Below are 22,762 nucleotides of genomic sequence, written 5' to 3' on the forward strand. Positions count from 1 at the left end.
CGCTATCCGATCAGGCCGGCGGGCAGCGGCACGCCCAGCCCATGGACGAAGGTCACGTAGAGTGTGCCGGTGGCGACGACGGCGAAGGCGAGGGCGCCGAGCCACCCCGCCCCGCCGAGGCGGGCGACGAGCGTCGCGAGCACCACGCCGGCGACGGGAAAGCCGACGCTCGGCATCGCCGCCACCAGGGCGAGGAGGAGCGCGAGGACCGCGAGCCCGTAGAGGCTCAGCGTCTTGAAGGCGGCGGTCGCGGCGAGCGGCTCCTCGCCATCGGCGCGCATGCGGTGGGAGCGCAGTGCGGCGCCCGCGGCGAGGACGAGGCCGAACACCGCCATGCCGGCGCCGGTGATGGTCGGAAAGAGGCCGGACCCCACGACCATGCCGGGCATCGACTTGAGCCCCGCGGCGTGGAGGACGATCCCCACGCCGCCGAGGGCGAACGCCGCACCGATCGCGATGTCGGCGAGGGCCGCGCGTTGCATGACGCGGCCTACTGGTTGAGGCCGGCCGATGCGATCGCGTCGGCGAACGCCTTGCCGCGCTGGGCGAGGTAGGCCTCGAAGTCTGCGCCGCCGGCCCACTCCACGCCGTAGTTGAGCTTGCCCATCGCCTCGTGGAAGGCCTCGCTCGCCACGATCTCGGCCATCACCGGGGCCACCGTCTCGACCACCGCGTCGGGCATCCCCTTGGGGCCGCCGAGGCCGCGCCAGCCGGCGATCGCGAAGTCGATCCCGAGGGAAGCGTTCGCCGTCGGCACGTCGGGATATTTGGCGTTGGGCTTGGAGCCGAGATAGGCGAGGGCACGGATCTCGCCCGCGTCCATCAGCGCTTGCGCCTCGGGGAACTGGGCGACGGCGACGTCGATGGCGCCGGAGGCGAGGAGCTGCAGCGACGGGGCGCCGCCGTCCGTCGGGATCCAGGTGGCTTCCGCGGCGGGCGCGCCGAGACCCTGGACGAGGCTCACCCAGGAGAGGTGGTTGAGGCCGCCGAAGTTGGCGCCGCTCGCCTTGACGGCGGAGGGGTCCTCCTTCACCGCGGCAGCGAGGTCCGCGATGGTTTTGTAGGGGCTGTCGGCGCGCACGAACACGGCCGACGGGTCGGCGTTGTAGAGGCCGATGAGCGTATAGTCGTCGTAGGCGAGATCGGCCGAGCCGACGGGCTCGTACATCGAGATCTCGGTGGTGATGATGCCGAGCGTGTAGCCGTCGGGCGTCGCGTCCTTGATGGCGGTGTGGCCGACGATGCCGCCGCCGCCGGTGCGGTTCACCACGTTGACCGGTTGGCCGAGCTTGTCCTCCAGCATGGCGGCGATGATGCGGCCCGTCGCGTCGGTGCCGCCGCCGGCCGACCACGGCACGATGAGGGTGATCGGCCGCTCCGGATAGTCCGCCCACGCGGCGCCGGCCGAGATGGCGACGGCGAGGGCGGCGAGCGCGGCCCGCTTGAAGATCGTCATGGTGGTCCTCCCTTGTTCTTGTTGGCTGCTTCGCTCGTGTCGGGAAGCTTGGGCCTGGTGGGTCGGTCAGCTCATAGGGGCCAGACCGACTGGAGTTTCTCGCCGGCGAGGATGCGCGTGCGATAGTGGGCTTCCGCCTCGCCGTTCTGGTCTGCGGCGTCGGCGATCTCGCCGACGAGGGCACGCGGGATCGCCACCACTCCGTTGACGTCGCCGATGATGACGTCGCCCGGGTGGACGGTGACGCGGCCGATGGTGACGGGGATCTGGGTGCGCGTGGGCTCCATCCGGCCGCCGACGCCGACGGGGCTCACCCCGCGGCCGAACAGCGGATAGTCGAGCGCGCGCACCTCGGCGAGATCGCGCACCGTGCCGTTGACGACGGTGGCGGCGGCGCCCGCGGTCTTCGCCCCCGTCGACATCAGCTCGCCGGTGCCCGACCCCTCCGCGCAAGACGCATCGACGAGGAGGATGCCGCCGCGCACGATGCGGTCGATCATGCCGTGATAGGCGTCCTGCGGCACGCCGCGACGCGGGCTCGGCTCGTAGGCGACCGTGGCGACGGGGCCGCACACCGTCTCGCCCGGCTTCAGCGTGCCGAACAGCGTGATGCCGTCGAGGTAGCCGTATGTGTTGAAGCCGTCCATCACGTCGTGGACGTCGCCCGTGTACCAGCGCTTGAGGCGGTCGATGGCGGCCCAGTCGACGGCGCTATAGTCGTAGTCGCTCACGTTGAGGTGTCCGGTTGCTGACGGGTGAGGGCGATCCGCAGATATTCGGTGCTGTTGCGCAGGTGCGTCTCGAGCGCGGCGGCGGCCCGGTCGGGGTCGCCGGAGCGGATCTCGCGGTAGATGCCGCGATGCTCCTTGATGCCGTTCTCCATCGACTTCGACGGAACGCGGACCGAGATGCGGATCGTGTCGGTGATGAGGGCGTAGACGTTGTCGTAGAGGGTGGAGAGGATCTCGTTGCCGAGCGAGTGCACGATGGCGAGATGGAAGGCCGCGTCGGCGTCGGCGTAGGAGGGAAAGTCGCGCGCGCCGACGCTCTCCTGCATGCGCTCCAGCGCCGCCTCGATGGAGCCGTCGAGCCGCCCTTCGCCGGCGGCGAGGCGGCGCGCGGCGTCCACCTCGAAGAGGCGGCGCACGTCCATGATCTTCACCACATAGGCGGGCTCGCGCTGAAACAGGGTGCGCACGGTGGTGGCGAGCGAGTTGAGATATTGGCCGATGTCGTCGCGCACCACCTCGGCGCGCTCGCCGTGACGGCGGCGCACCAGGCCCTTCATCTCGAGAATCTGCATCGCTTCGCGTACCGAGCGGGTGGAGACGCCGAAATTGCGGGCGATCTCGGCCTCGGCCGGCATCCGCTCGCCGACGGCGAGGGAGCCGGACAGGATCGCCTCCTCGAAGGCGTTCACCACCGCCGTCGACAGCTTGTTGCGCTCGATCTGTGGCGGCGCCGTCACCATGCGGTGAAGCCTCCGTCGACGACGGTGTTGGCGCCGGTCATGTAGGTGGAGGCGTCGGAGGCGAGGAATTGGACGACGCCGTTGAACTCCTCGATCTCGGCCTGCCGCCCGAGCGGCACGCGCTCCAGGAAAGCGTCGATGAACTCCTTGTCGAAGGTCGCCGTCTTCACCCCGCCGAAGGTGATGAGGTTGCAGCGCACGTTCTTCGGCGCCCAATAGGTCGCCACGTAGCGGGTGAGGTTGAGGAGGCCGGACTTCGACGCGGCGTAGGCGACGGCCTTGTAGAAGGGCACGCCGTCGCGCTTTTCGCGGTAGGCATAGAGCGCCTGGTTGGGCGAGACCATGCCGTACATCGAGCCGACATTGATGATGCTGCCGCGGCGCGCTTCGGCCATCTCGGCGCCCACCACCTGGGTGGTCAGCATGACGCCGGTGAGGTTCACGTCGATCACCTCGTCCCAGAACTCCTGGGGGTAAGTCTCGAACGGGCCGTTCTGCTCGGCGGGGCCGGAGGGCTTGGAATCGATCCCCGCGTTGTTGATGAGGACGTGCGGCACGCCCCAGTTCGCGACGAGCTCGTCGGTGGCGGCCTTCAGCGCGGCCTTGTCGGTCACGCTCGCCTCGAACACGCGGATGTCGTCGACGGTGCTCGGAAAGAGGGCGGCGAGATCGTCGTCGGCGATGGGGCGGCGCGAGTAGATCGCCACCTTGGCGCCTTCACCGGCGAGGTGATTGGCGAACGAGCGCCCAAGCTGCCCCAGACCGCCGGTCACGATGATGGTCTTCCCGCGCACGCTGAATAGATCGGACATCTCGCTCCCGCATATCGCCGGCGGCTCGCCCACCGCTCTTGTTGATAAGATTGTCTAGTGACATGTGTCATATGTCAAGGATCAGCATTGGCGAAATATTTGGAGTTGACGCTAATTTCGTGGTGGCGGGCGTTGACGGCGGTGCGCGGAGGCCATGGGATCGGGGCGGCCCCCGGCGTGGGGGCGAGGAGCCCAGGAGCCGCATGTGAGCACGCTGACGCAGGACCAGCACGACAAGGCCGTGCGCTTCATCGCCACCAACCGCTTCCCGTTCCCCGACCAGCCCGCGCCGAGCTGGCCGCTGCACTACCGCACCTACATCAACACCCCGACGCACCCCCAGATCGCCATCGAGACGCCGGCGGGGCCGCACTATCCCGACATCGTCATCCGCGACGGCAGCGGCCGGATCCGTGAGATCGGCGAGGTGGAGACGGACCTCGACGACCCGCACCTCGTGGCGCGTTGGGCCGCTGCCTCGCTCGCCGCCGACGACACCACGCCGACGAAGGCACGCCACCTCCTCATCTACGTGCCGCAGGGGCGGGAGAGGGAGGCCGAGGCGCTGCTCGAGACCAACGCCATCTCCTATCACGCCCTGCGCGGCATCCGCGTGGCCGCGGACGGCACGGTGCACGTCCTGCCGCACAAGACGCTCGGCAACACCAAGGACCATCGGCCCGATTCGCCTCCCGACGTCGCCGACGATCCTGTCGTGGAGGCGATCGACGATGCGGCGCACGATGCGGTGGTGCGCTTTCTTCTCGCCGAGCGCTTTCCCTTCCCCGGCGAGGGGCAGGAGACCTGGCCGCTCGACTATCATGCGCTCGCCAACACGCGGCTCCACCGGCGCCGCCCCGCCGTCGTCGCGGGGGAGGAGGTGTGGCCCGACATCGTGGTGGTGGATGCGGCCGACACGATCATGAAGATCGGCGAGGTGGAGACCGAGGTGGGGGAGGCGAGCGTGGCGCGCTGGCGGGCGCTCTCCGAGACCGTCGCCCTCGAGGGGCACTACGAGGACCCGGAGACGGGCCGGCCCGCCAAGCACTTCCTCCTCTACGTACCGGCGCCTCTCGCCGAGGCGACGCGCGACCTCGTCGCGCGGCACGGCATCTCGTGCGCCGGCGTCCGCGGCTACGAGGTCACCCGGGCGGGCCGGGTACGGCTCCCCGTGGTGCTTCCGCCAGTAGTGCGCGACCCGGCCTGAGCGGCGGGACCGGGCGGATCGGCCCGGCGAGTGGCCCGCCCGCTAGCGGCTCAGCCCTTCAGCAACGCGCCCGTCAGCGGCTCGGAAGGGCGACCTGCTCGGGCGGCTCCGGCCAGAAGGGCAGGCGCTCGACCATCGGCGTCCACTCGCCGCGCGCGACGAGACCGTCGATATGGGCGGCGATCTCGGCGCAGGTGGCGAACCACACGTCGCCCTTCTCCATCATGTACTCGATGAGCCGCACCTGTTCCTCGGCCCGCGCGAGGCGCCCGGACACGAACGGGTGGAACACCGCCGTCCACAGCCCGCCGTGGTTCCAGGCGGCGTCGAAGTCGGCCTGGAACGTCTCCCGGGCGCGGGCGGGCGCGGCGACCGGCACCTGCCAGTTGGCGTCCTTCAGGTGGACATATTGGTTCCAGTCGTCGTGCGAGGCGTCGTGCGGCAGCTCCACGATGGCGCGCCCGTCGGACCGCTCCACCAGGTAGGGGATGTCGTGGCCGCCGAGCGAGGCGTCGTAGCGCAGGCCGTAGTCGATCAACAGGTCGAGGGTGTGCTCGGAGAAGGCGCCCGAGGGGCAGCGGTAGCCGACGGGGGGCGCGCCGGTGGCCTTCTCGATGGCGCGGATCCCCGCCTCGAGCACCCGCTCCTCGTCGCCGCGGGAGAGTTGGTTGACGCGCTCGTGCAGCCAGCCGTGATGGCCGATCTCGTGTCCGCCCTCGAGCAGCAGCTCGATCGCCTCCGGATAGTGCTCCACGCACCAGCCGGGGGTGAACACCGTCTGACGGATGCCGAAGTGCCGCCAGATCGCCGCGAGGCGCGGGATCGCCACGCGTGCGCCATAACGTAGCGTTGAGGCAAGAGAGAGACGCCGCGCCGAATCAGTAGGATAGTAGAGGTGGAGGAGGCTTTCGGCGTCGAAGTCGTAGGCGAAGGAGACGGCGCAGCGCGCTCCGTTCGGCCAGGGGGGCGGATTGTCGATCAGGCTCAGCATATCGGCACCTTTTGCAGGGCGCTGCGACCTGGAGCGAGCGGGAAGCGGGAACCGTCGACCGGACTCATCGGGGGCGCGGCCCGTGATATCGTGCCAAAAATTCCCGGTGGAGTTTGGTGATGTCAACTCCAATCATGTAGCAACACCCATCGGCGACAGCGCGCACCATGCGTTTACGCCGCAACAACGGAAAGAAGGGAGGTGCGCGCGTGACAGCTGGAGGCCTCAGACAAAGGCATAAACAGCGGCGGCTTCAGGAGGTCCTCGACGCGGCGGCGGTCCTGTTCAACGAACAGGGCTACGAGGCGACGAGGATCGAGGCGATCGCCACCTCCGCGTCGGTCGCGCCGGCGACCGTCTACAACTACTTCGCGACCAAGTCGAACCTTCTGATGCAGCTCGCATTGCGCCACGTGCGCTCGGCGCTGCCGGCCCGGCGGGCCTATCTGCAGAACCTGCCCGACGACATTCTGACCGGTGTGCTGGGCTTCGAGCGCCTGCTGGCCGAGCAGGCGACGCGCCACCTGTCGCGCGAGTGCTGGCGCGTCATCCTGTCGGCGCAGCACCTTGAGCCTGGCGGCAGGGCGAGCCGCACCGGGGCGCGCCTCAACAACCTCATCAAGCGGCATTATCTGCGCTTGCTGTCGACCTATCGCGACCGCGGCGTGCTGCGCTCCGACGTCGACATTCCGGCCCTCTCCAACCTCATCGTCGGCATCACCACGCAGGACTTCAGCACCTTCGTCGCCTCCGAGGACAGCACCCTCGAGGACCTCCTCCTGATGGGGGTGCCGCACATCCGCCTGATCCTCGAAGGCCTCGTCACGACGCCGCTGATCGTCGGCTCCGCCGTCGGCACGGAGACCCGGCCGCCGCTGCCGAACAATATTGGAGTTCGCTCCAGTTTCTGATTGCGAGTGGGTGTGCCATCGCTACGATGGCGAGCGGGCGGGTTGCGACGTCGTGGGGACTTGTCCGTTCCGCCTCGTGAGGGTGTCCATTGTCGTCGACTGATAAGGCATCGGGCCGCGCGCAGGATACGGGCCGGGAAGGGCTCTTGCGAACCGTCCGGGGACCGTCGGCGATCCGGGACCGGAGAGGCGAAGCGCGCTCCACCCCGCCCGATCGCGCGGGTCGGCGTGAGGGGGCGATCATCGCGTGAGCGGCCGACTTTCGGTATCCGACGCCGTCGCCCGCCGCCGCTCGGTGCGGGCGTTCCAGGACCGCCCCGTGGATCGGACCGTCGTGGAGGCCATCATGCGCCGCGCCGCTCGCGCCCCTTCGGGCGGCAACGTCCAGCCCTGGGCGGTGCGGGTGGTGGACGGGTCCCGCCTCGCCGGGCTGCTCGCCATGATGCGCCGGCTCCGTGCCGAGGCGCCCGAGGGCGAGCCGCTCGATCCGCCGTTCCAGCCCACGGCCGGGCCGCCGCCGGAGTTCGTCCGCCGGCGCATGCGCAACGGCGAGATCCTCTATGGCGCACTCGGCATCGACCGCTCCGACACGGCGGCGCGGGCGGCCTGGAACGAAGAGAATTTCCAGTTTTTCGGGGCGCCGCTCGGCGTGTTCATTCTGACGCCGCGGGTGGGCAACGGCTGGCAGTGGCTCGACGTCGGCATCTACCTGCAGACGGCGCTGCTCCTCTTCGAAGAGGCCGGCCTCGGCACCTGTCCGCAGGCCGACTGGGCGATCCACGGCGAGAGCGTGGCGGCCTTCCTGGGCGCCCCCGCCGGCTACCGCCTGATCTGCGGCATCGCCGTCGGCCACACCGACGCGAGCCGCCCCGAGAACCGGATCCGCACCGAGCGCGACGACCCGTTCGCCGACGACCCCGATGCCGCCCCACCGCCGCGAGGAGACCCTGCATGAGCCGACGCCTTCCGAACACCCTGCCCGAGCCGCCTGCCCTCGATCACGTGCCGACCGAGCACGAGCTGCGCGAGGACCTCGCCGCCGCCTACCGCCTCATCGCCCTCTTCGGCATGACCGACCTCGTGTTCACCCACCTCTCGGTGCGCGTGCCGGGGGAGGGGCACCGCTTCCTGGTCAATCCCTACGGGCTGCTCTTTGAGGAGATCACGGCGAGCTCGCTGGTGCTCGTCGACGCCGACGGCGAGCCGGCCCAGCCCACCTCCTGGCCGGTGAACCCGGCGGGCTTCGTGATCCACTCCGCCGTCCACCGCGGCCGCGACGATGCGGCCTGCGTGATGCACACCCACACGCAGGCCGGCATGACGGTGGCGGCCCAGGCCGGCGGCCTGCTGCCGCTCAACCAGCTCAGCATGGAGTTCGTCTCCGACATCGCAGTGCACGACTATGAGGGGATCGCCGCCGACGACAATCTGTCGGAGCGCGAGCGCCTGGTGCGCGACCTCGGCGACAAGTCCTGCCTCATCCTGCGCAATCACGGCCTCCTCACGGTGGGCCGCACCGTCGCCGAGGCGTTCTACTGCATGTATTATCTGGAACAGGCGTGCCGTTTGCAGCTGTCGGCGCAGGCGAGTGGGGTAGAGTTGTCGATGCCCTCGCCCGAGGTCGTGGCGCGGACGTCCGCCCAGTTCACCGCCAGCGCCAATCGCGGGTGGCTGCCCTGGCAGGCGCTGCGCCGCAAGCTCGACCGTGAGCAGCCGGACTATCGCGACTGACGGGACCCTTCATGACATCAACTACGAACGCCGCCGCCACCGGCGGCGAGATCGCCGTCGAAAGCCTCATCGCGAACGGGGTCGACACCCTGTTCGGGCTTCCCGGCGTGCAGCTCGACCATCTCTTCAACGCCCTCCACGGCGCACAGCAGCGGCTCAAGGTGATCCACGCCCGCCACGAGCAGGGGGCGGCCTATATGGCACTCGGCTACGCCCTCGCTTCGGGCCGCGTCGGCGCCTACGCGGTGGTGCCGGGGCCGGGCTTCCTCAACACCGCGGCGGCGCTCTCGACCGCCTATGCGACCCACGCGCCGGTGCTCGCGATCATCGGGCAGATCATGTCGGGCGCCATCGGCAAGGGCGGCGGCGAGCTGCACGAGCTTCCCGACCAGGGCGCGATCCTCGCCGGCCTCACCCGCTGGAGCGGCATCGCCAGGACGCCGGCCGACGTCGCCGGGGTGATGGCGGGCGCCTTCGCCGCGCTCGAGGCGGGACGCGCGCCGGCGGGCGTGGAGCTCCCGGCCGACGTGCTGCGCGACGAGACCGACAGCGAGCCTACGGCGCCGGTGCCCGTCACGGCTCCGCGTCAGCCGGAAGCGGTCGACGTCGAGGCGGCCGTCGACCTCCTCAAGAGCGCCGAGGCACCGCTCATCTGGATCGGTTCCGGCGCGCTCGAGGCGGGCGATCTCGTGGCCCTCCTCGCCGAGCGGCTCGGGGCCGGCGTCGGCTGCCGCCTCCAGGCGCGCGGCGTCGTTCCCGATTCCAGTGACTGGGCCGTCGGTATGCTCGACGGCAAGACGCTGTGGCACGAGGCGGACGTGATCCTCGCCGTCGGCACGCGGCTCCACGAGCAGCGCAAGCGCTGGGGTCTGCGGCCCGATCAGGAGGTCATCCGCATCGACACCGACGCCGCCCAGTTCACCCGCGGCACGCCGCCGAGTGTCGCCCTCCATGCGGACGCTCGGGTTGCGCTGCTTGCCATCCTCTCCGGTCTCGGGGCGGGCAACGCGCGCCGCGTCGCGACCCGGCGGGCCCGGGTCGCCGAGGCGAAGGCGGAGAAGAAGGCCGCCTTCGAGATGACGCTCGCGCCGCAAATGGCCTACATCCGGGCGATCCGGGCCGCGCTGCCGCCCGATTCGGTGGTGGTGTGCGACTACACCCAGATCGGCTACGTGGCGACGGCGGCGCTGCCGGTCGAAGCACCGCGCCGCATCATCACGCCGGGCTATCAGGGCACGCTCGGCTTCGGCTACGCCACGGCGCTCGGCGCCAAGGTGGCCCGGCCCGACGTGCCCGTGGTAGCGCTCTGCGGCGATGGCGGCTTCCTGTTCAGCGCGACCGAGCTCGCCACCGCCGTGCAGTTCGGCATTCCCGCGGTGGGCGTGGTGTTCGCCGACGGAGCTTATGGCAACGTGCGTCGCATGCAGGACGAACAGCACGGCGGCAAGCTGATCTCCTCCGATCTCAGCAATCCCGATTTCGTGCGTTTTGCCGAGAGCTTCGGTGCCGAGGCGCGACGCACCGAGGGGCCGGAGGGTCTCGGCGAGGCGTTGCGGTGGGCGATCGGCCGGCCGGGTCCCACCATCATCGAGGTGGCGATGCCGCGGGTGCCGAGCCCATGGCGCCTGCTGGAGCCCTGAGGGTACCGGAAACGGCCGGCGTCAGGGGCGGTCTGCGTCCGGCGCGGCCTCAGCCTCAGCCTCAGCCTCCGAGGCGGTGGCGGCGAGGGCGACCGTGGTGACTGGGGCGACGGGGGCCGCCCGATCGAGCGGGCTCGGCGGGCGGCGCCGTTCCGCCGTCACCACCGCGAGGCCGGAGGCGATGACGAGGCTCGCCCCGAGCCACACCGTGAGGGTGGGCGTCTCGGCAAAGAACAGCCATCCGAGCACGAAGCCGCTGACGAGGGCGCCATATTCGAGGGCGGCGAGGGTGGTGGCGGAGATGCGCCGGGCGGCGGCGTAGATCGCATATTGTCCCGCTCCGCCCGCGATGCCGGCGAGGGCGAGGCCCAGCGTCTGCGCCCCGTTGGCCTGCCAGCCGACGACGAGCGCCACCGTCCCGGTCGCGACGGCGAACACGGCGTTCGCCACCGTCACCTGCACCAGCGCGCTCTCGCCGACGGCGATCACCCGTAGCATGATGGTGGTGACGGCCCAGAATGCCGCCGCGAGGATGCCGAGACCGGCGGCGGCGGACATGTCGAGCCGGGCGGCACCGCTCGCGAGCGCCACCCCGGCGAAGCCCACCACGATGCCGATCCAGTGCGCACGTCCTGCCCTCTCGCCGAGCAACGGCCCCGCCATCAGCGCCACGAGCACAGGGGAGAAGAAGTAGAGGGTGATCCCCTGGGCGAGCGGAAGGTCGCGCAGGGCGAGATAGAAGAGGCCCCACGCCGCGAGGTTGACGAGCGAGCGCACGAGCATCGCCGGCAGGCTCCGCGCGACCGGCAGACGGCGCAGCAGCGGTCCGCGACCGATGGCGGCGGCGAGGAGCAACACCGTCAGGCTGCGCACCAGGAGCACCTGCCAGACGGGCAGCACGGCGACATAGTCTTTGGCGAGCGCATCCTGAAGCGGCAGCAGGATGTTGGCGGCAAAGATCAGCGCGACGCCGACCCAGAGGCCCACCTCGCCCCCTCCGGCCGACCGCGCTCCCGCGAGGGGAGCCGAGCGCGCTGGCGAATGTGCCGATCCCACCGATAGCTCTTTCCGTGGTCCTGTTGGCGCATCGTGCGGGCGGCGAACCGCGCGCACGTCGCCCGAATGGACGTCAGCCGCGGATCGCGCCCTGGCCACGCACCCGCCGCGCCTTCAGCCAGCGCCGCACATGGAGCTGGCCGATGCCGGCGAGCACGAAGAGGGCGCCGGCGAGCTGCAGCGGCGTCGGCACATAGCCGAGCGCCGACGAGATCGCCATCGCGACGAGGGGGGCGATGTTGAAGTAGAGGCCGGCCGTCGCCACTCCGAGCCGGCTCACCCCGCTGTGCCACAGCATGATGCCGAGACAGGTGGAGGTGAGCACCAGCCACAGAAGCAGGATGTTGAGGTAGAGCGGCGGCACCTGTGCCGGCAGCCGCGTCGCGCCGAGGGCCCACAGCACCAGGAAGATGCCGATGAGGAAGGGCGCGGCCGTGATCATCGTCCACGTGGTGAGACGCAGCTCGTGATAGTGCGGCAGCCAGCGGCGGCACTGCAGGCTGTACCAGGCCCAGCAGGCGCTGCCGAAGATCAGGAAGATCTCGCCGCCTTTCACCGTCATCGCCTCGCCCATGAGGGCCGGGGTGGCGAGGAGGAGGCCGCCGGGGATGACGAGGCAGAGCGCCGTTCCGATGCCCGAGGGCACGGGTTCGCCGTAGAGGAAGCGGGCGATCGCCGTATAGGTGAGGGGGGAGGCGGTCTGCACCACGATCGCCGTCACCGGGTTCGAGTGGGCGAGACCATAGGCGTAGCAGGTGATGAGCCCGCCCATCCCGATGATGCCGAGGGCGGCGAGTTTGGGCACCTCGGCCCAGGTCGGCACCATGGGGCTGCCGCGGAAGGCGAGGAGCACGAGCATCATGAACGGGGCCGCCACCACGTAGCGCGCCGCCGACAGGGCGAACGGGTCCCATACCTGGAGGAGGAGCACGAAGCTCGGCGTCATCTGCCCCCAGAACACCATGGTGACGAGCAGGCGCAGGTGGGCACTCGCCTCGGCGGCGGGAGCCGGCGAGGCGCTGGACGGGGTCGCCGCGACCACTAGACGGGGTCGCGGACGAGGGGCGAGGTGGAGCAGTGAATACCGCCGCCGCCCGAATAGACCTTGTCGTAGGGCACCGACACGATGTCGATGCCGATCTTGTCGAGCTTGTCCATGGTGCGGGGGCTCACGCCGTCGGCCATCAGCACCCGGCCGGGAGCGACGGCGAGGCAGTTGATCGTCCAGACCGGATCCTCGTGGTGCACCTCCACCGTGCGGATGCCCATCTCCTTCAGCCGCTCCAGGAACACGAAGGGGAGCTGCGTCGGATTGATGATCGCGGTGTCGACGTCGATCATCACGAACGCGCCGTCGATGTGGAGGCGATAGCCGGTGAGGTAGACGCGGATGAGCTCCACCCCCTGCCAGCGCAACACCTCCTCGATCTGGTCGGCGCCCGCGTCGTTGACGCGCGAGGAGATCCCGATCACCGCGGTCTTGTCGTTGATCCAGGCGAAGGAGCCGCCTTCCATGATCGCGTTGCCGTGGATGGTGCGCAGCACCGGGCAGCCGAGATTGGCGAGGGTGCGGGTGACGGGCAGCTCCTCGCCGCGGCGGATCGGCGGGCCCATGCGGGTGACGATCGCGCCGCCCTTCACCCCGATGCAGCTGTCGCGAGTGTAGCAGGTCTTCATGCGGCCCTTGGCGGGTCCGTCGATCATCACGACCTTCACGCCCTCGGCCTCGAGCGCTTTGACGAGTCCGTCGTGCTGGGCCTGCATCGCCTCGAGATCCGGCGCCTCGTTGCCGCGCCAGTACCAGCCTTCGGCCGGATCGCCGAAGGCGCCGACGTCGGCAATCCGCTTGGACGGGTCGACGATCTTCACCTCGTCGCCGGGGCGGTGCATCAGCACGACGCGCAGCTTGCCGACGTCGTTGGGGCAGCCCCAGGTCCGACCCCAGACGAAGGCCTGCTGCTCGTCGCTCTCGAACGGGGGCTCCGGCTCGGACTTGAAGATCTTGATGAGCTGATTGTAGCGGTATTCACCCTCGGTCATCACCGACATGGGCTCAGTCTTTCTCTAATTTCGCCCGGGCACGACGTCGCCACCCCGGCGCACCGGAGGCCCGCCCCGGCGGGTCCGGCCAAAGCATAAATCTTTGGTCCGGACAATAGACCCTTTGCGCAGCACGGGGGAGCCCTGCGCAAAAGAAAATTGGAGTTGACTATATTCTATGCAGCCGCGCCGGGAGGGTGGGCCGGGCGGCGACGCGCCCGGCCGCTCGCTCAGCGCTTGGCGCCGCGCAGGCCCCGCCAGCTCATCTGGACGAGCAGGATGACGAGGGTGACGCCGATGAGCAGCGAAGCCACCGCGGCGACGGTGGGGTCGACATTCTCGTTGATGCCGTCCCAGATCGCCTTCGGCAGCAGGTAGATGTTGCGGCTCGTGATGAAGAGCAGCACGACGATCTCGTCCCACGAGATGATGAAGGCGAAGATCGCGCCCGACAGGATGCCCGGCATCACCAGCGGCACCAGCACCCAGCGCACCGTCTTCGACATGTCGGCGCCGAGCGATCGCGCGGCCTGTTCGAGCCGCAGGTCGATGTTGGCGAGCGAGGCCGAGACCGTGATCACCACGTAGGGGAGGCCGATGATGGTGTGGGAGAGGATGACGCCGGCGTAGGTGTCGATCAGCCCGAGGTCGATCCACGTGCGGTAGAAGGCGAGGGCGTGGACGACCGAGGGAACGATGATCGGCGTCAGCATCAACAGGCGCACCCACTCGGCATATTGATTGGCGAGACGCCAGCAGCCGATCGCGCACATCGTCCCGAGGATCGTGGAGAACGTGGCGGACACCGTGCTGACGAACAGCGAGCGCAGGATCGAGTTGCGCCAGAACGGGTCGGCCACGAGGTTGGCGTAGTGCTTGAAGGAGATCGTTTCCTGCGGGAAGGAAAGGAAACGCTGGTCGGTGAAGGACACCGGCACCACCACGAGAAGCGGCAGCACCAGGAACGCCACCACCGTCCAGGCGAGGCCGAGCATGATGTAGAAGTGCCAGGAGCGGCGTTCCATCACTTCGCTCCGTACATGGTGCGCAGATCGACGACGCGGGACATGATCACGATGAGTGTGAGCGTCGCGACGAGGATGGTGGTCGCGAGCATCGTGGCGAGGCCCCACCTCAGCGTCTGCTCCATGGAGAACCAGATATATTCGGCGATCATCACCACCTTGCCGCCGCCGAGGAGGGCGGGTGTGACGAAGAAGCCGAGGGAGAAGACGAAGACGAGGATCAGCGCGCCGATGAGGCCGGGGAAGGAGAGCGGCACCCAGACCCGCCAGAACGTCCCGGACGCGGTGGCGCCGAGCCCGCGGGCGGCGAGAAGCACGCGCTGGTCGATGCCCTGCATGTTCGCAAAGAGCGGCAGGATGGCGTAGGGCAGCATGAAGTGCACCATGCCGATGATCACGCCGGTTTCCGAGCGCACCAGGCGCAGCCGGCCTTCGACGAGGCCGAGATCGCGCAGCGGCTGATAGAAGAGATCCACCGCCTCATAGCCGATGCCGCGGTTGCGCAGAAGGATGATCCAGGCGAAGGCGCGGATCAGCACCGACAGCCAGAAGGTGAGCAGCACCCCGAACATCAGAAGGGTGCGCTGGCGCGGGCCGACATTCACCATCGCGTAGGCGACGATGTAGCCCAGCACCACCGTGAGGAAGGTCGTGATGACGCAAACCCAAGCCGTCCGCAACAGCATGCGCTGAATGCCCTCATCGACGAACAGCATGCTGTAGTTGCCGAGCGGCGCGGTCGCCGCATCCGCATCGAACTCCGTGAAGCTGATGGTGAGGATCTGTGCCAGCGGCACCAGGTAGAAGAACACGATCAGGATGATCGGCGGAAGGAGGAGCAGCCAATAGACGCTGGGAAGGCCGGCGCGGGCCGGCCTCCCCGTTGCCTGTGCTGCGAGCGTTGCGTTCGCCACGTGTCGACCAGCCTTAGCTCGAGATGAGGTCGAGATAGTCCTTGCCGACGCGGGCGATATTCTCGCCGTACCATTCGTTGTCGACGGGGAGCTGCAGGGCGTAGTTATCCGGGTCGGTCGCATTGAACTTCTTGAGTTCCGGCGGCACGAGCGGGGCGGCGGCGGGGTTCGCCGGCGCATTGCCGAAGAGCTCGAACAGCTTCACCTGGCGGGCGGGGTCCTGGGTGGAGGCGATGAAGGGCCACACCGCGTCGCCGGCCGGGTTGTTCTTCGGCACGACCCAGGCACCCGGCAGCACGATGCCCTGGTTCCAGGTCCAGTCCCACATGCCGTCGGTCTCGTCGTAGATCGCCTTCACGCGGGTGTTCCAGAAGCAGCCCATCACCACTTCCTGCGAGCGCATGAACTGCTGGCTCTCCGCGCCCGACGCCCAGAAGATCAGATCGTCGAGGATCGACTTGACGGTCTCCCAGGCGAGCTTCTCCTTCGACGGGGTGATCGGGTAGACCTCTTCCTTGGCAAGGCCCGCCCCCATCAGCGCCACCTCGGGGACGGCGATCACGTCCTTGCGCATGGAGCGAAGGCCGGGGAAGTCCTTGGTGTTGAAGAAGTCCTTCCAGCTCTTGGGCGCGGAATCGGTGTCGTACTCGCTGGTGTCGTAGGCGAGCACGAACGAGTAGATGTAGTTCGTGGCGCCCCACTTGAAGTCCATGCCGGGGAAGAACTTCTTGCGGTCGACGACGTCGTAGTCGATCTCGCGGATGAAGCCGCCGGTGCCGAGCTGGATCGACGAGCCGCCGCCCGAATCGCAGATGTCCCAGGTCACCGCGCCGGATTCGACCATCGCGCGGATCTTGCCCTGGCTCGGGCCGCCGCCGTCGACCACGACGTCGATGCCGGGGTTCTCTTCCTCGTAGGGGATCGCGAAGGAGGTATCCATGAACTCGATGGCATCGCCGCCCCAGTTCACGAGCACGATTTCCTTCGCTTGGGCCCAGGCCTTGCTGGACATCATCGGCGGCAGAGCGGCGAGCGCGCCCAGGCCGGCGAGGAGCTGGCGGCGGTCGATCCGGCCCGTTCGGTGGAGGGCCTCGCCGAGGCGTTGGATGTCATTCCGGGAGGGCTGACGCATCGTTCATCTTCTCCGTTGTTGTGAGGGAAGTTGGACCCCACTCCATTCGAGTTTGGCGTCCTGCAATCCGTGTGCCAAGGGCCTTGCCAAGGGTCTCAGGGGGAGGGGCCGTCCATGCCGCGGCCCGGTCCCGGCCTGTCCCGCCGGAAATCGAAGAGTAGCACAATGATGCGTCCGACGCGCCGACGCACGATGGGGCGCGTGCGACGCGCTTGGGCACGATGTGGCGCGTCCGACGCGCCGGGCCGCGATCGCCGCGGATGCGTCGGCGAGGAAGGCGCGCGGACAAACACCGGCGCCGCCGGACGCACGGTCCGCCGGCGCGTGGCGACCGCCCGGAGCTGCGCGGGCGCCGAGCGAGGCGATGGGGCGGTGCGGCAATCCGCGCCGCCCGATTGGGGGTCGCCTCAGTCGGGTTTGACGACCACCGAGGCGTCGGGCTCCCAGGAGAGCCAGACCGATGCGTCCTGCTGCGGCTCGATGGGACTCTTGAAGGCCGGCTGGTTGACGAGCACGTCGCCCAGCGCGTCCGTCGCCACGCGCAGCTGGAAGTTGGTGCCGTAGTAGTTCCACGACGACAGGCGGCCCTCGATGGTGTTGAGGCCGTCCGTCGGAGGCTCGTTGCGCACGTCGATCTTCTCCGGCCGCAGCGCCACGAGGATCGGCTCACCGCCCGAGCCGGTGCTGTTCGCCTGGCGGAACTCGCCGCCGCCGGCCTGGTAGACGAGGTCGCTGCCGTCCTGGCGCACGGTGCGGCCCTCGATGAAGTTGCTCTTGCCGAGGAAGTCGGCGACGAAGCGCGTCGCGGGCGCCTCGTAGAGCTCCGTCGGGCTGCCGAGCTGGGCGATCTGACCGTCGTTGAGGATGGCGATGCGGTCCGACATCGACAGCGCCTCCTCCTGGTCGTGGGTCACGTAGATGAAGGTGGTGCCGACGCGCTCGTGGATCGCCTTCAGCTCCCATTGGAGGTCGGCGCGCAGCTTCTTGTCGAGCGCGGAGAGCGGCTCGTCGAGGAGGAGCACGGCGGGGTCGAACACCAGCGCGCGGGCGAGGGCGACGCGCTGCTGCTGGCCGCCGGAGAGCTGACGGGGCAGCCGGTCCTTGAGGTGGCCGAGCTGCACGAGGTCGAGCGCGTGGCTGACCTTCGCCTCCGCCTCCGCCCCGGTGATGCCGCGCACCCGCAGCGGAAACGCGACGTTGTGCGCCACGTCGAGATGGGGAAACAGCGCATATCCCTGGAACACCATCCCGAAGTTGCGCTTTTCGGGCGGCAACGGGGTGATGATCGCGTCGTCGAGCAGGATGTCGCCGGCGGTCGGCGTGGAGAAGCCGGCGATCGTCATCAGGATGGTCGTCTTGCCCGACCCCGAGGGGCCGAGCAGCGTGAGAAACTGGCCGCCGGGAACCTTCAGCGTCACATCGTTGACCGCGATGGCGCTCCCATACTCCTTCCGCAGCCTTCGAACCTCGAGTGAATGCGCGGTCACGCGACCTCCTTCAATCCACAAATTCGCCCCGCGGGGCCATCTGGGACGGTCGTGTGCAAGTCCGCGGCCAACCGCGGCGACAGAGAACCGCGGCCGGCGTCAGCCGCCCGACGCGCGCAGCGCCTCGGCGACGAGACCGACCATCCGCTCCAGATTTTGCATCGCGACGACGCCGTCATCAATCGTCGGGGCGGAACTCGGCTCGCCGCGCAGCGCCGCGGCCGTGTCAGCGAGGAGGGCGGCGTAGCCCTTGTGGTCCTCGTTGGCGGCGGCGGTGAAGTTGGGCGTCCAGACGAGGGTGTCGGAGCTGTCGGCGAGCGTCGCGGCCGGATCGTCCGCCTTGAAGGGTGGATTGCGGTGATAGGCGACGTTGATGATGTTGGAGATCTCCACCCGGCGGTGGTCGCCCATCACCTGGACGAACTCCATCGGCGTGCCGCGCGACTGCACGGTGCCCATCACGAGGGTGCCGATCGCCCCGCTCAGGGTGGCGAGCGACAGGTGAATGAGGAGCTTGCCCGGCTCCTTCTCCACCACCCGCACCGACATGTCGGCGACGGGGGAGCGCATCAGCCACGGCACGAGGTCCATGTAGTGGACGCAGTGGTGGAGGAAGAAGCCGGTATAGTCCACCTCGCCCACGAAGTAGGTGGGGGCCGTCATGTAGATGCCGGCAAAGCCCAGGATCGGGCCGAACTCGTCCGAGGTCAGGATGTTGTGGGCGATCTTGTTGCCGGTGGAGTAGCGCTTCATGAAGCCGAGGACGACCGGCTTGCCGGCGGCCTTGGCGGCGCGGGCGATCTCGGCCGCGCCGGCGCTGTCGGGAGCCGGCGGCTTCTCCATGAAGACGGGCAGCCCGCGGGCGAGCGCCTTGAGGCTCACCGCTTGATGGATCGCGGGGCCGACGGCCATGCCGATGGCGTCGAGGCCCGGATGGGCGAGGAGGGCGTCGGCGTCGTCGAACGTCGCCGAGACGCCGTAGTCGCGGGCGACGGCGGCCGCCGCATCCGCGTCGACGTCGCACACGGCGGCGAGGTGGATGTCGTTGCGCCCGAGCTGGGGCAGCAGCATCTGGCGCGCGTGGCGGCCGCAGCCGATCCAACCGATTCTGAGGCTCACTGGGCGACCTCCGCGAGGGTGAGGCAGGAGCGGATGAGCTCCAGCCCGGCCTTCAGCTTCTCGCTCTCGTCCTCGTGCGGGGCGCGCCAGTGGGCGATCGGCAGGCCGACGCGGTCGTCGTCGCGCCGGAACGGCTCCAGCGACACCGGGCCGGCGTAGCCGACGTCGGCGAGGGCGCGCATGATCGCCGGCCAGTCGAGATGGCCGGTGCCGGGGTGGCCGCGGTGGTTCTCGTTGGCCTGGAAGTGGACGATGCGCGAGCCGGCGGCGCGGATGGCGTCGGGGATCGAGCGCTCCTCCATGTTCATGTGGAAGGTGTCGAGCATCAGTCCGAGGCCGGAGCTGCCGACCCGGTCGACCACCTCGATCGCCTGGCGCGTGGTGCAGACGATGTCGGTCTCGAAGCGGTTGAGCGGCTCGAGGCCGAACACCACGCCCGCGGCGGCCGCCTCCGGCGCGACGGTTGCGAGGCCGGCGACGGTGCGGGCGGCGCGCTCGGCGATCGCCTCGGCTCCGTGCGGCACCGGCGCGCGCCCGGCGAACACCAGCGGCTCGCCGTAGAGGGGGCCGCCGATGATCGTGGCGCCGAGGTCGGTCGCGACCTCGATCGCGTAGCGCAGATAGTCGAGACCGCCTTGGCGGGCGGCGGGATCGTCGCTCGCGATGGAGCGCTGCAGGTTGACGCGGGCGGCGAGCACCACGCCGAGCCCGGCATCGGCCAGCGCGGCGCGCGTCTCGGCGAGGTCGAGCTCGTCCTCTGGCTCGGGCACCAGGAGCTCGATGAAGTCGAAGCCCAGGGCGCGAACCTTGGCGAAGAGGGCGAGGTCGCCTCGCCCGAACGGGCGGTTGAACTGCATCGAGATGATGCCGATCGGATTCTTCATGATCGTCCGGCGTTGTCGTGGCGCACGGATGCGCTCTTGGGGGAGGAGGGGGCCGTCGCCGGGCTCACTTGGCGGCGATGGTGCGGAAGAAGGCGCCGGCGTCCGCGAAGGCGGCGCGCGCCTCCGGCAGATGGGCCGACATCTGCATGAAACCGTGGACGACGCCGTCGTAGAGGTCGAACCGATCCTCCTGCCGGCCGAGGGCGGCGAGGCGGGCGGCGAGGCGCTCCGTGTCGCTGCGCAGCGGATCGAGCCCGGCGGCGCTGAGGTAGAGCGGCGGTAGCGCCTTGAGCTGGGCGTCGGTCGCCTTGAGCGGCAGGGCGGCCGCCTCGGGCCGTCGGTGAGGCGCGACGTACCAGTCGAGATAGCGCTGCATCTTGCCGCGCGTGAGGCCCGGCCCGTCGGCATGGGCGATGTAGGAGGGCGAATCGAAGTCGTCGTCGTAGACGCCGTAGAAAAGGAGGGCGGTGGCGGGGAGGAGACCACCGCCCTCCGGGGCGCGCAGCATGAGGGCCAATGCGAGGTTGGCGCCAGCGCTGTCGCCCGAGATGGCCGTCCGACGGTCGGCCATCATGAAGCGGAAGGAGTCCCAGGCGCGGCTACAGTCCTCGAGCCCCGCGGGATAGGGGTGCTCCGGGGCGAGGCTGTAGTCGAAGGTGACCACCGGGGCGCGGCAGGCGTTGGCGAGCGCCCGCGCGGCACCCTCGTGGGTGTCCTTGCTGCAGAAGCTGAAACCGCCGCCGTGGATATAGAGGATCGCGCCGTTGCCTTCGTCCTCCTCGGGAACGAGGTGGCGGGCGGGAAGGCCGACGAGAGTGAGGTCCTCCTCGAGGGCCATCGGCGGCAGATCGCGGTTCCAGCGCTCGTTGAGGCGGGCGGCGAGGGCGCGCCCTTCGGCGGCCGGCAGCGTGGTGGTGTCGGGCACGCCGGCGTCCTCGTCCGCGAGACGTGCGAGAAGGGCGGCCATCGCCGGGGAGAGGGCGCTCATCGCGGCGTGTTCCGGTCGAAGATCTTGGGGCCGAGATCGCCGATGGTGGCGATGTGATGGGAGAGGGCGGCGCGCGCCGCCTCCACGTCGCCCGCCGCGATGGCCTCGATGATGACGACGTGGCGATCCGCCGTCTCGGTGAGGGCACGGTTGGGGCTCGAGTTGATGATCTTATAACGGTGATTGTGAATGAGGCAGCGGCTGAGGATCGGCAGCACGGCGGGCAGATCCGCTGCCTCGTAGAGCGCCATGTGGAAGCGGCGGTCGTGGATCGAGAGGCGGTATTCGTCTTCGGCGCGGGCGGCCTCGCGCATCGCCTCGAGCTCCTCGCGCAGCGTCGGCAGCACCCTCACCGGGCGCGTCATGGTGCGGGCGATGGCCCGGCATTCGAGGTCGTGGCGCACGAGGAGGAGCTCGCGGGCGTCGTCCTCGTTGCAGTCGGCGACGCGGGTGCCGCGATGGGCCATGCGCAGCACCAGCCCCTCTTCCTGAAGCTGCAGCAGGGCTTCGCGAACCGTGCCCTGGCTGCAGTTGAAGCGGGATGCGATCTCGAGTTCCAGGAGCGGCTGGTTCGGCGCAAGGGTGCCGAGCAAGATGTCGCGCTCCAGGCTGGTGAACACAGTCTGGCTGCGCCGTGAGGCGGGCCGCGCCCGCCCGCCCGAACCGCTCTGTGGCGGAGACTGGAAACTTTCAACCGCCATTGTCACCCTTCATCGTTATCAATATTGATAGTGGTACACGCGACCGCGCCCGCATGCAAGCGGATCGCCACTTGAAACGCCGAGGAATCCCCCTGTGACCACCGCTCCCATCGGCCGTACGCCGATCGTCCAGTTCGGCACCAGCCGCTTCCTTCAGGCCCACGCCGATCTCTTCTTCACCGAAGCGGAGCCGGCGCGGCGGGTCAGCGTGGTGCAGTCGTCGGGTGACCCGGCGCGGGCGCGGCGTCTCGGCGCGCTCAGTGCGCCCGGCGGCTTTCCCGTTCGCATCCGCGGCCTCGCCGACGGGCGGGAGGTGGACGAGGAGCGGCGCGTGACGAGCGTCGTGCGCACGCTCTCCACGGCCACCGACTGGGATCGTCTCACCACGATCGTGGTGCGGGAGGCGGAGGTGATCCTCTCCAACACCGCCGACGCCGGCTATGAGCCTCAGCCGGGCGACCTCGACCGGGCGCCGCATCAGGCGATGAGCTTTCCGGCCAAGCTCTTCCATCTCCTCAAGGCGCGTCACGCGGCGGGGGGCGGCCAGGTCCTGGTGATGCCGACGGAGCTCGTGCCGGAGAACGGCCGCGTCCTGAAGGCGCGGGTGATGGAGATCGCCGGCGCGACGGGCGCCGACGACGGGCTTTTCGCCTATCTCGAGGCGCTGCCCTTCGCCAACTCGCTGGTCGATCGCATCGTCTCCGAGCCCATCGAGCCGGCCGGCGCCGTTGCCGAGCCCTACGCCCTGTGGGCGATCGAAAAGGCGGCGGGCGTCGTCGCGCCGTGCAACCACCCCGCGGTCCGCCTCGTCGACGATCTCGGCGCCATCGAGCGGCTGAAGCTCTGGATCCTCAATCTCGGCCACACGGTGCTGGCCGACATGTGGCTCGCGGCGGGCGGCGACGAGGCCGTCACGGTGCGCGAGATGATGGTGGGCGAGGCCGGCGGCGCGCTGCGGGAGATCTACGCGCAGGAAGTGCTGCCGGGCTTCGCCGCCCACGGCGAGGGGGAGGTTGCCGCACGCTACCGGGACACCACCTTGGAGCGGCTGCAGAACCCGTTCCTCGACCACCGCCTCGCCGACATCGCCCAGAACCACCGCCAGAAGGTGGAGCGGCGCGTCGCCGCCTTCCTCGCCTTCGCCGGCACCCCAGCGCCACGCCTTGCCGCCGTGGTGGCGCGGGCGAGGGGCTGAGG

23 protein-coding genes are annotated in these 22,762 nt (G+C 69.6%); 6 read left to right on the top strand and 17 right to left on the bottom strand.

What is annotated here, in order from left to right; translation table 11 throughout:
* Positions 1–2: 2 nt before the first annotated feature.
* The 5 genes from JCR33_RS01220 to JCR33_RS01240 all read right to left on the bottom strand — a co-directional run bounded on the left by JCR33_RS01220 (position 3) and on the right by JCR33_RS01240 (position 3,739).
* Entirely contained in the window at positions 3–482 is a 480-nt protein-coding gene (locus tag JCR33_RS01220) for a tripartite tricarboxylate transporter TctB family protein (protein WP_198880178.1), read from the bottom strand.
* A gap of 8 nt (positions 483–490) precedes the next feature.
* A complete protein-coding gene (locus JCR33_RS01225; RefSeq protein ID WP_198880179.1) occupies positions 491–1,456 on the bottom strand; it encodes a Bug family tripartite tricarboxylate transporter substrate binding protein in 966 nt (321 codons plus the stop codon).
* Positions 1,457–1,527: 71 nt separating this feature from the next.
* Entirely contained in the window at positions 1,528–2,187 is a 660-nt protein-coding gene (locus JCR33_RS01230; RefSeq protein WP_198880180.1) for an RraA family protein, read from the bottom strand.
* Positions 2,184–2,927, bottom strand: coding sequence for a FadR/GntR family transcriptional regulator (locus tag JCR33_RS01235; RefSeq protein ID WP_198880181.1), 744 nt, complete (start codon positions 2,925–2,927; stop codon positions 2,184–2,186). The genes JCR33_RS01230 and JCR33_RS01235 overlap by 4 nt, the downstream gene beginning before the upstream one ends.
* Positions 2,921–3,739, bottom strand: a complete 819-nt coding sequence (locus JCR33_RS01240; RefSeq protein WP_198880182.1) for an SDR family oxidoreductase — start codon at positions 3,737–3,739, stop codon at positions 2,921–2,923. The genes JCR33_RS01235 and JCR33_RS01240 overlap by 7 nt, the downstream gene beginning before the upstream one ends.
* A gap of 205 nt (positions 3,740–3,944) precedes the next feature.
* Here JCR33_RS01240 and JCR33_RS01245 point away from each other — a divergent pair, with 205 nt between their 5' ends.
* A complete protein-coding gene (locus JCR33_RS01245; RefSeq protein WP_198880183.1) occupies positions 3,945–4,946 on the top strand; it encodes a hypothetical protein in 1,002 nt (333 codons plus the stop codon).
* Between the two features lie 73 nt (positions 4,947–5,019).
* Here the strand turns inward: JCR33_RS01245 and JCR33_RS01250 are convergent, their stop codons facing one another.
* A complete protein-coding gene (locus tag JCR33_RS01250) occupies positions 5,020–5,937 on the bottom strand; it encodes a polysaccharide deacetylase family protein (protein WP_198880184.1) in 918 nt (305 codons plus the stop codon).
* A gap of 209 nt (positions 5,938–6,146) precedes the next feature.
* On the opposite strand from JCR33_RS01250, the gene JCR33_RS01255 reads away from it, so the two are divergent.
* From JCR33_RS01255 to JCR33_RS01270, 4 genes are all read left to right on the top strand, one after another.
* The gene (locus JCR33_RS01255) at positions 6,147–6,848 is read left to right on the top strand and encodes a TetR/AcrR family transcriptional regulator (RefSeq protein WP_198880185.1); all 702 of its coding nucleotides are present in this window, start codon (positions 6,147–6,149) and stop codon (positions 6,846–6,848) included.
* Positions 6,849–7,095: 247 nt separating this feature from the next.
* Positions 7,096–7,803 (top strand): nitroreductase, encoded by a 708-nt coding sequence (locus tag JCR33_RS01260; protein WP_198880186.1) that lies wholly within the window; start codon positions 7,096–7,098, stop codon positions 7,801–7,803.
* The gene (locus JCR33_RS01265; RefSeq protein WP_198880187.1) at positions 7,800–8,579 is read left to right on the top strand and encodes a class II aldolase/adducin family protein; all 780 of its coding nucleotides are present in this window, start codon (positions 7,800–7,802) and stop codon (positions 8,577–8,579) included. Before JCR33_RS01260 ends, JCR33_RS01265 begins: the two co-directional genes overlap by 4 nt.
* Before the next feature lie 11 nt (positions 8,580–8,590).
* A complete protein-coding gene (locus JCR33_RS01270) occupies positions 8,591–10,219 on the top strand; it encodes a thiamine pyrophosphate-dependent enzyme (RefSeq protein ID WP_198880188.1) in 1,629 nt (542 codons plus the stop codon).
* Between the two features lie 21 nt (positions 10,220–10,240).
* Here the strand turns inward: JCR33_RS01270 and JCR33_RS01275 are convergent, their stop codons facing one another.
* From JCR33_RS01275 to JCR33_RS01325, 11 genes are all read right to left on the bottom strand, one after another.
* Complete coding sequence (locus tag JCR33_RS01275) at positions 10,241–11,206, bottom strand: DMT family transporter (protein ID WP_198880189.1); 966 nt, start codon at positions 11,204–11,206, stop codon at positions 10,241–10,243.
* 142 nt (positions 11,207–11,348) lie between these two features.
* A complete protein-coding gene (locus JCR33_RS01280) occupies positions 11,349–12,317 on the bottom strand; it encodes a DMT family transporter (RefSeq protein ID WP_198880190.1) in 969 nt (322 codons plus the stop codon).
* Positions 12,317–13,324, bottom strand: a complete 1,008-nt coding sequence (locus JCR33_RS01285; protein ID WP_198880191.1) for a dimethylarginine dimethylaminohydrolase family protein — start codon at positions 13,322–13,324, stop codon at positions 12,317–12,319. The genes JCR33_RS01280 and JCR33_RS01285 overlap by 1 nt, the downstream gene beginning before the upstream one ends.
* Before the next feature lie 221 nt (positions 13,325–13,545).
* Complete coding sequence (locus JCR33_RS01290; RefSeq protein WP_198880192.1) at positions 13,546–14,340, bottom strand: ABC transporter permease; 795 nt, start codon at positions 14,338–14,340, stop codon at positions 13,546–13,548.
* Positions 14,340–15,254, bottom strand: a complete 915-nt coding sequence (locus JCR33_RS01295) for an ABC transporter permease (protein WP_198880193.1) — start codon at positions 15,252–15,254, stop codon at positions 14,340–14,342. Before JCR33_RS01295 ends, JCR33_RS01290 begins: the two co-directional genes overlap by 1 nt.
* Before the next feature lie 13 nt (positions 15,255–15,267).
* On the bottom strand, positions 15,268–16,386 hold the full coding sequence (locus JCR33_RS01300; RefSeq protein WP_198880194.1) for an extracellular solute-binding protein: 1,119 nt from the start codon (positions 16,384–16,386) through the stop codon (positions 15,268–15,270).
* A gap of 407 nt (positions 16,387–16,793) precedes the next feature.
* The gene (locus JCR33_RS01305) at positions 16,794–17,873 is read right to left on the bottom strand and encodes an ABC transporter ATP-binding protein (RefSeq protein ID WP_198880195.1); all 1,080 of its coding nucleotides are present in this window, start codon (positions 17,871–17,873) and stop codon (positions 16,794–16,796) included.
* 99 nt (positions 17,874–17,972) lie between these two features.
* A complete protein-coding gene (locus JCR33_RS01310; RefSeq protein WP_198880196.1) occupies positions 17,973–18,992 on the bottom strand; it encodes a Gfo/Idh/MocA family protein in 1,020 nt (339 codons plus the stop codon).
* Entirely contained in the window at positions 18,989–19,876 is an 888-nt protein-coding gene (locus tag JCR33_RS01315) for a sugar phosphate isomerase/epimerase family protein (RefSeq protein ID WP_198880197.1), read from the bottom strand. The genes JCR33_RS01310 and JCR33_RS01315 overlap by 4 nt, the downstream gene beginning before the upstream one ends.
* A 64-nt stretch (positions 19,877–19,940) precedes the next feature.
* Positions 19,941–20,864, bottom strand: coding sequence for an alpha/beta hydrolase (locus JCR33_RS01320; protein WP_198880198.1), 924 nt, complete (start codon positions 20,862–20,864; stop codon positions 19,941–19,943).
* Positions 20,861–21,565: a GntR family transcriptional regulator gene (locus JCR33_RS01325; RefSeq protein ID WP_198880199.1), complete on the bottom strand. Its 705-nt coding sequence runs from the start codon at positions 21,563–21,565 to the stop codon at positions 20,861–20,863. Before JCR33_RS01325 ends, JCR33_RS01320 begins: the two co-directional genes overlap by 4 nt.
* Before the next feature lie 94 nt (positions 21,566–21,659).
* Between JCR33_RS01325 and JCR33_RS25435 the strand changes: the two genes are divergently transcribed.
* A complete protein-coding gene (locus JCR33_RS25435) occupies positions 21,660–22,760 on the top strand; it encodes a mannitol dehydrogenase family protein (RefSeq protein ID WP_332461090.1) in 1,101 nt (366 codons plus the stop codon).
* The last annotated feature ends 2 nt before the right edge of the window (positions 22,761–22,762 follow it).

It is taken from the genome of Acuticoccus mangrovi, assembly GCF_016411865.1.
In the GTDB taxonomy this organism is placed as follows: domain Bacteria; phylum Pseudomonadota; class Alphaproteobacteria; order Rhizobiales; family Amorphaceae; genus Acuticoccus; species Acuticoccus mangrovi.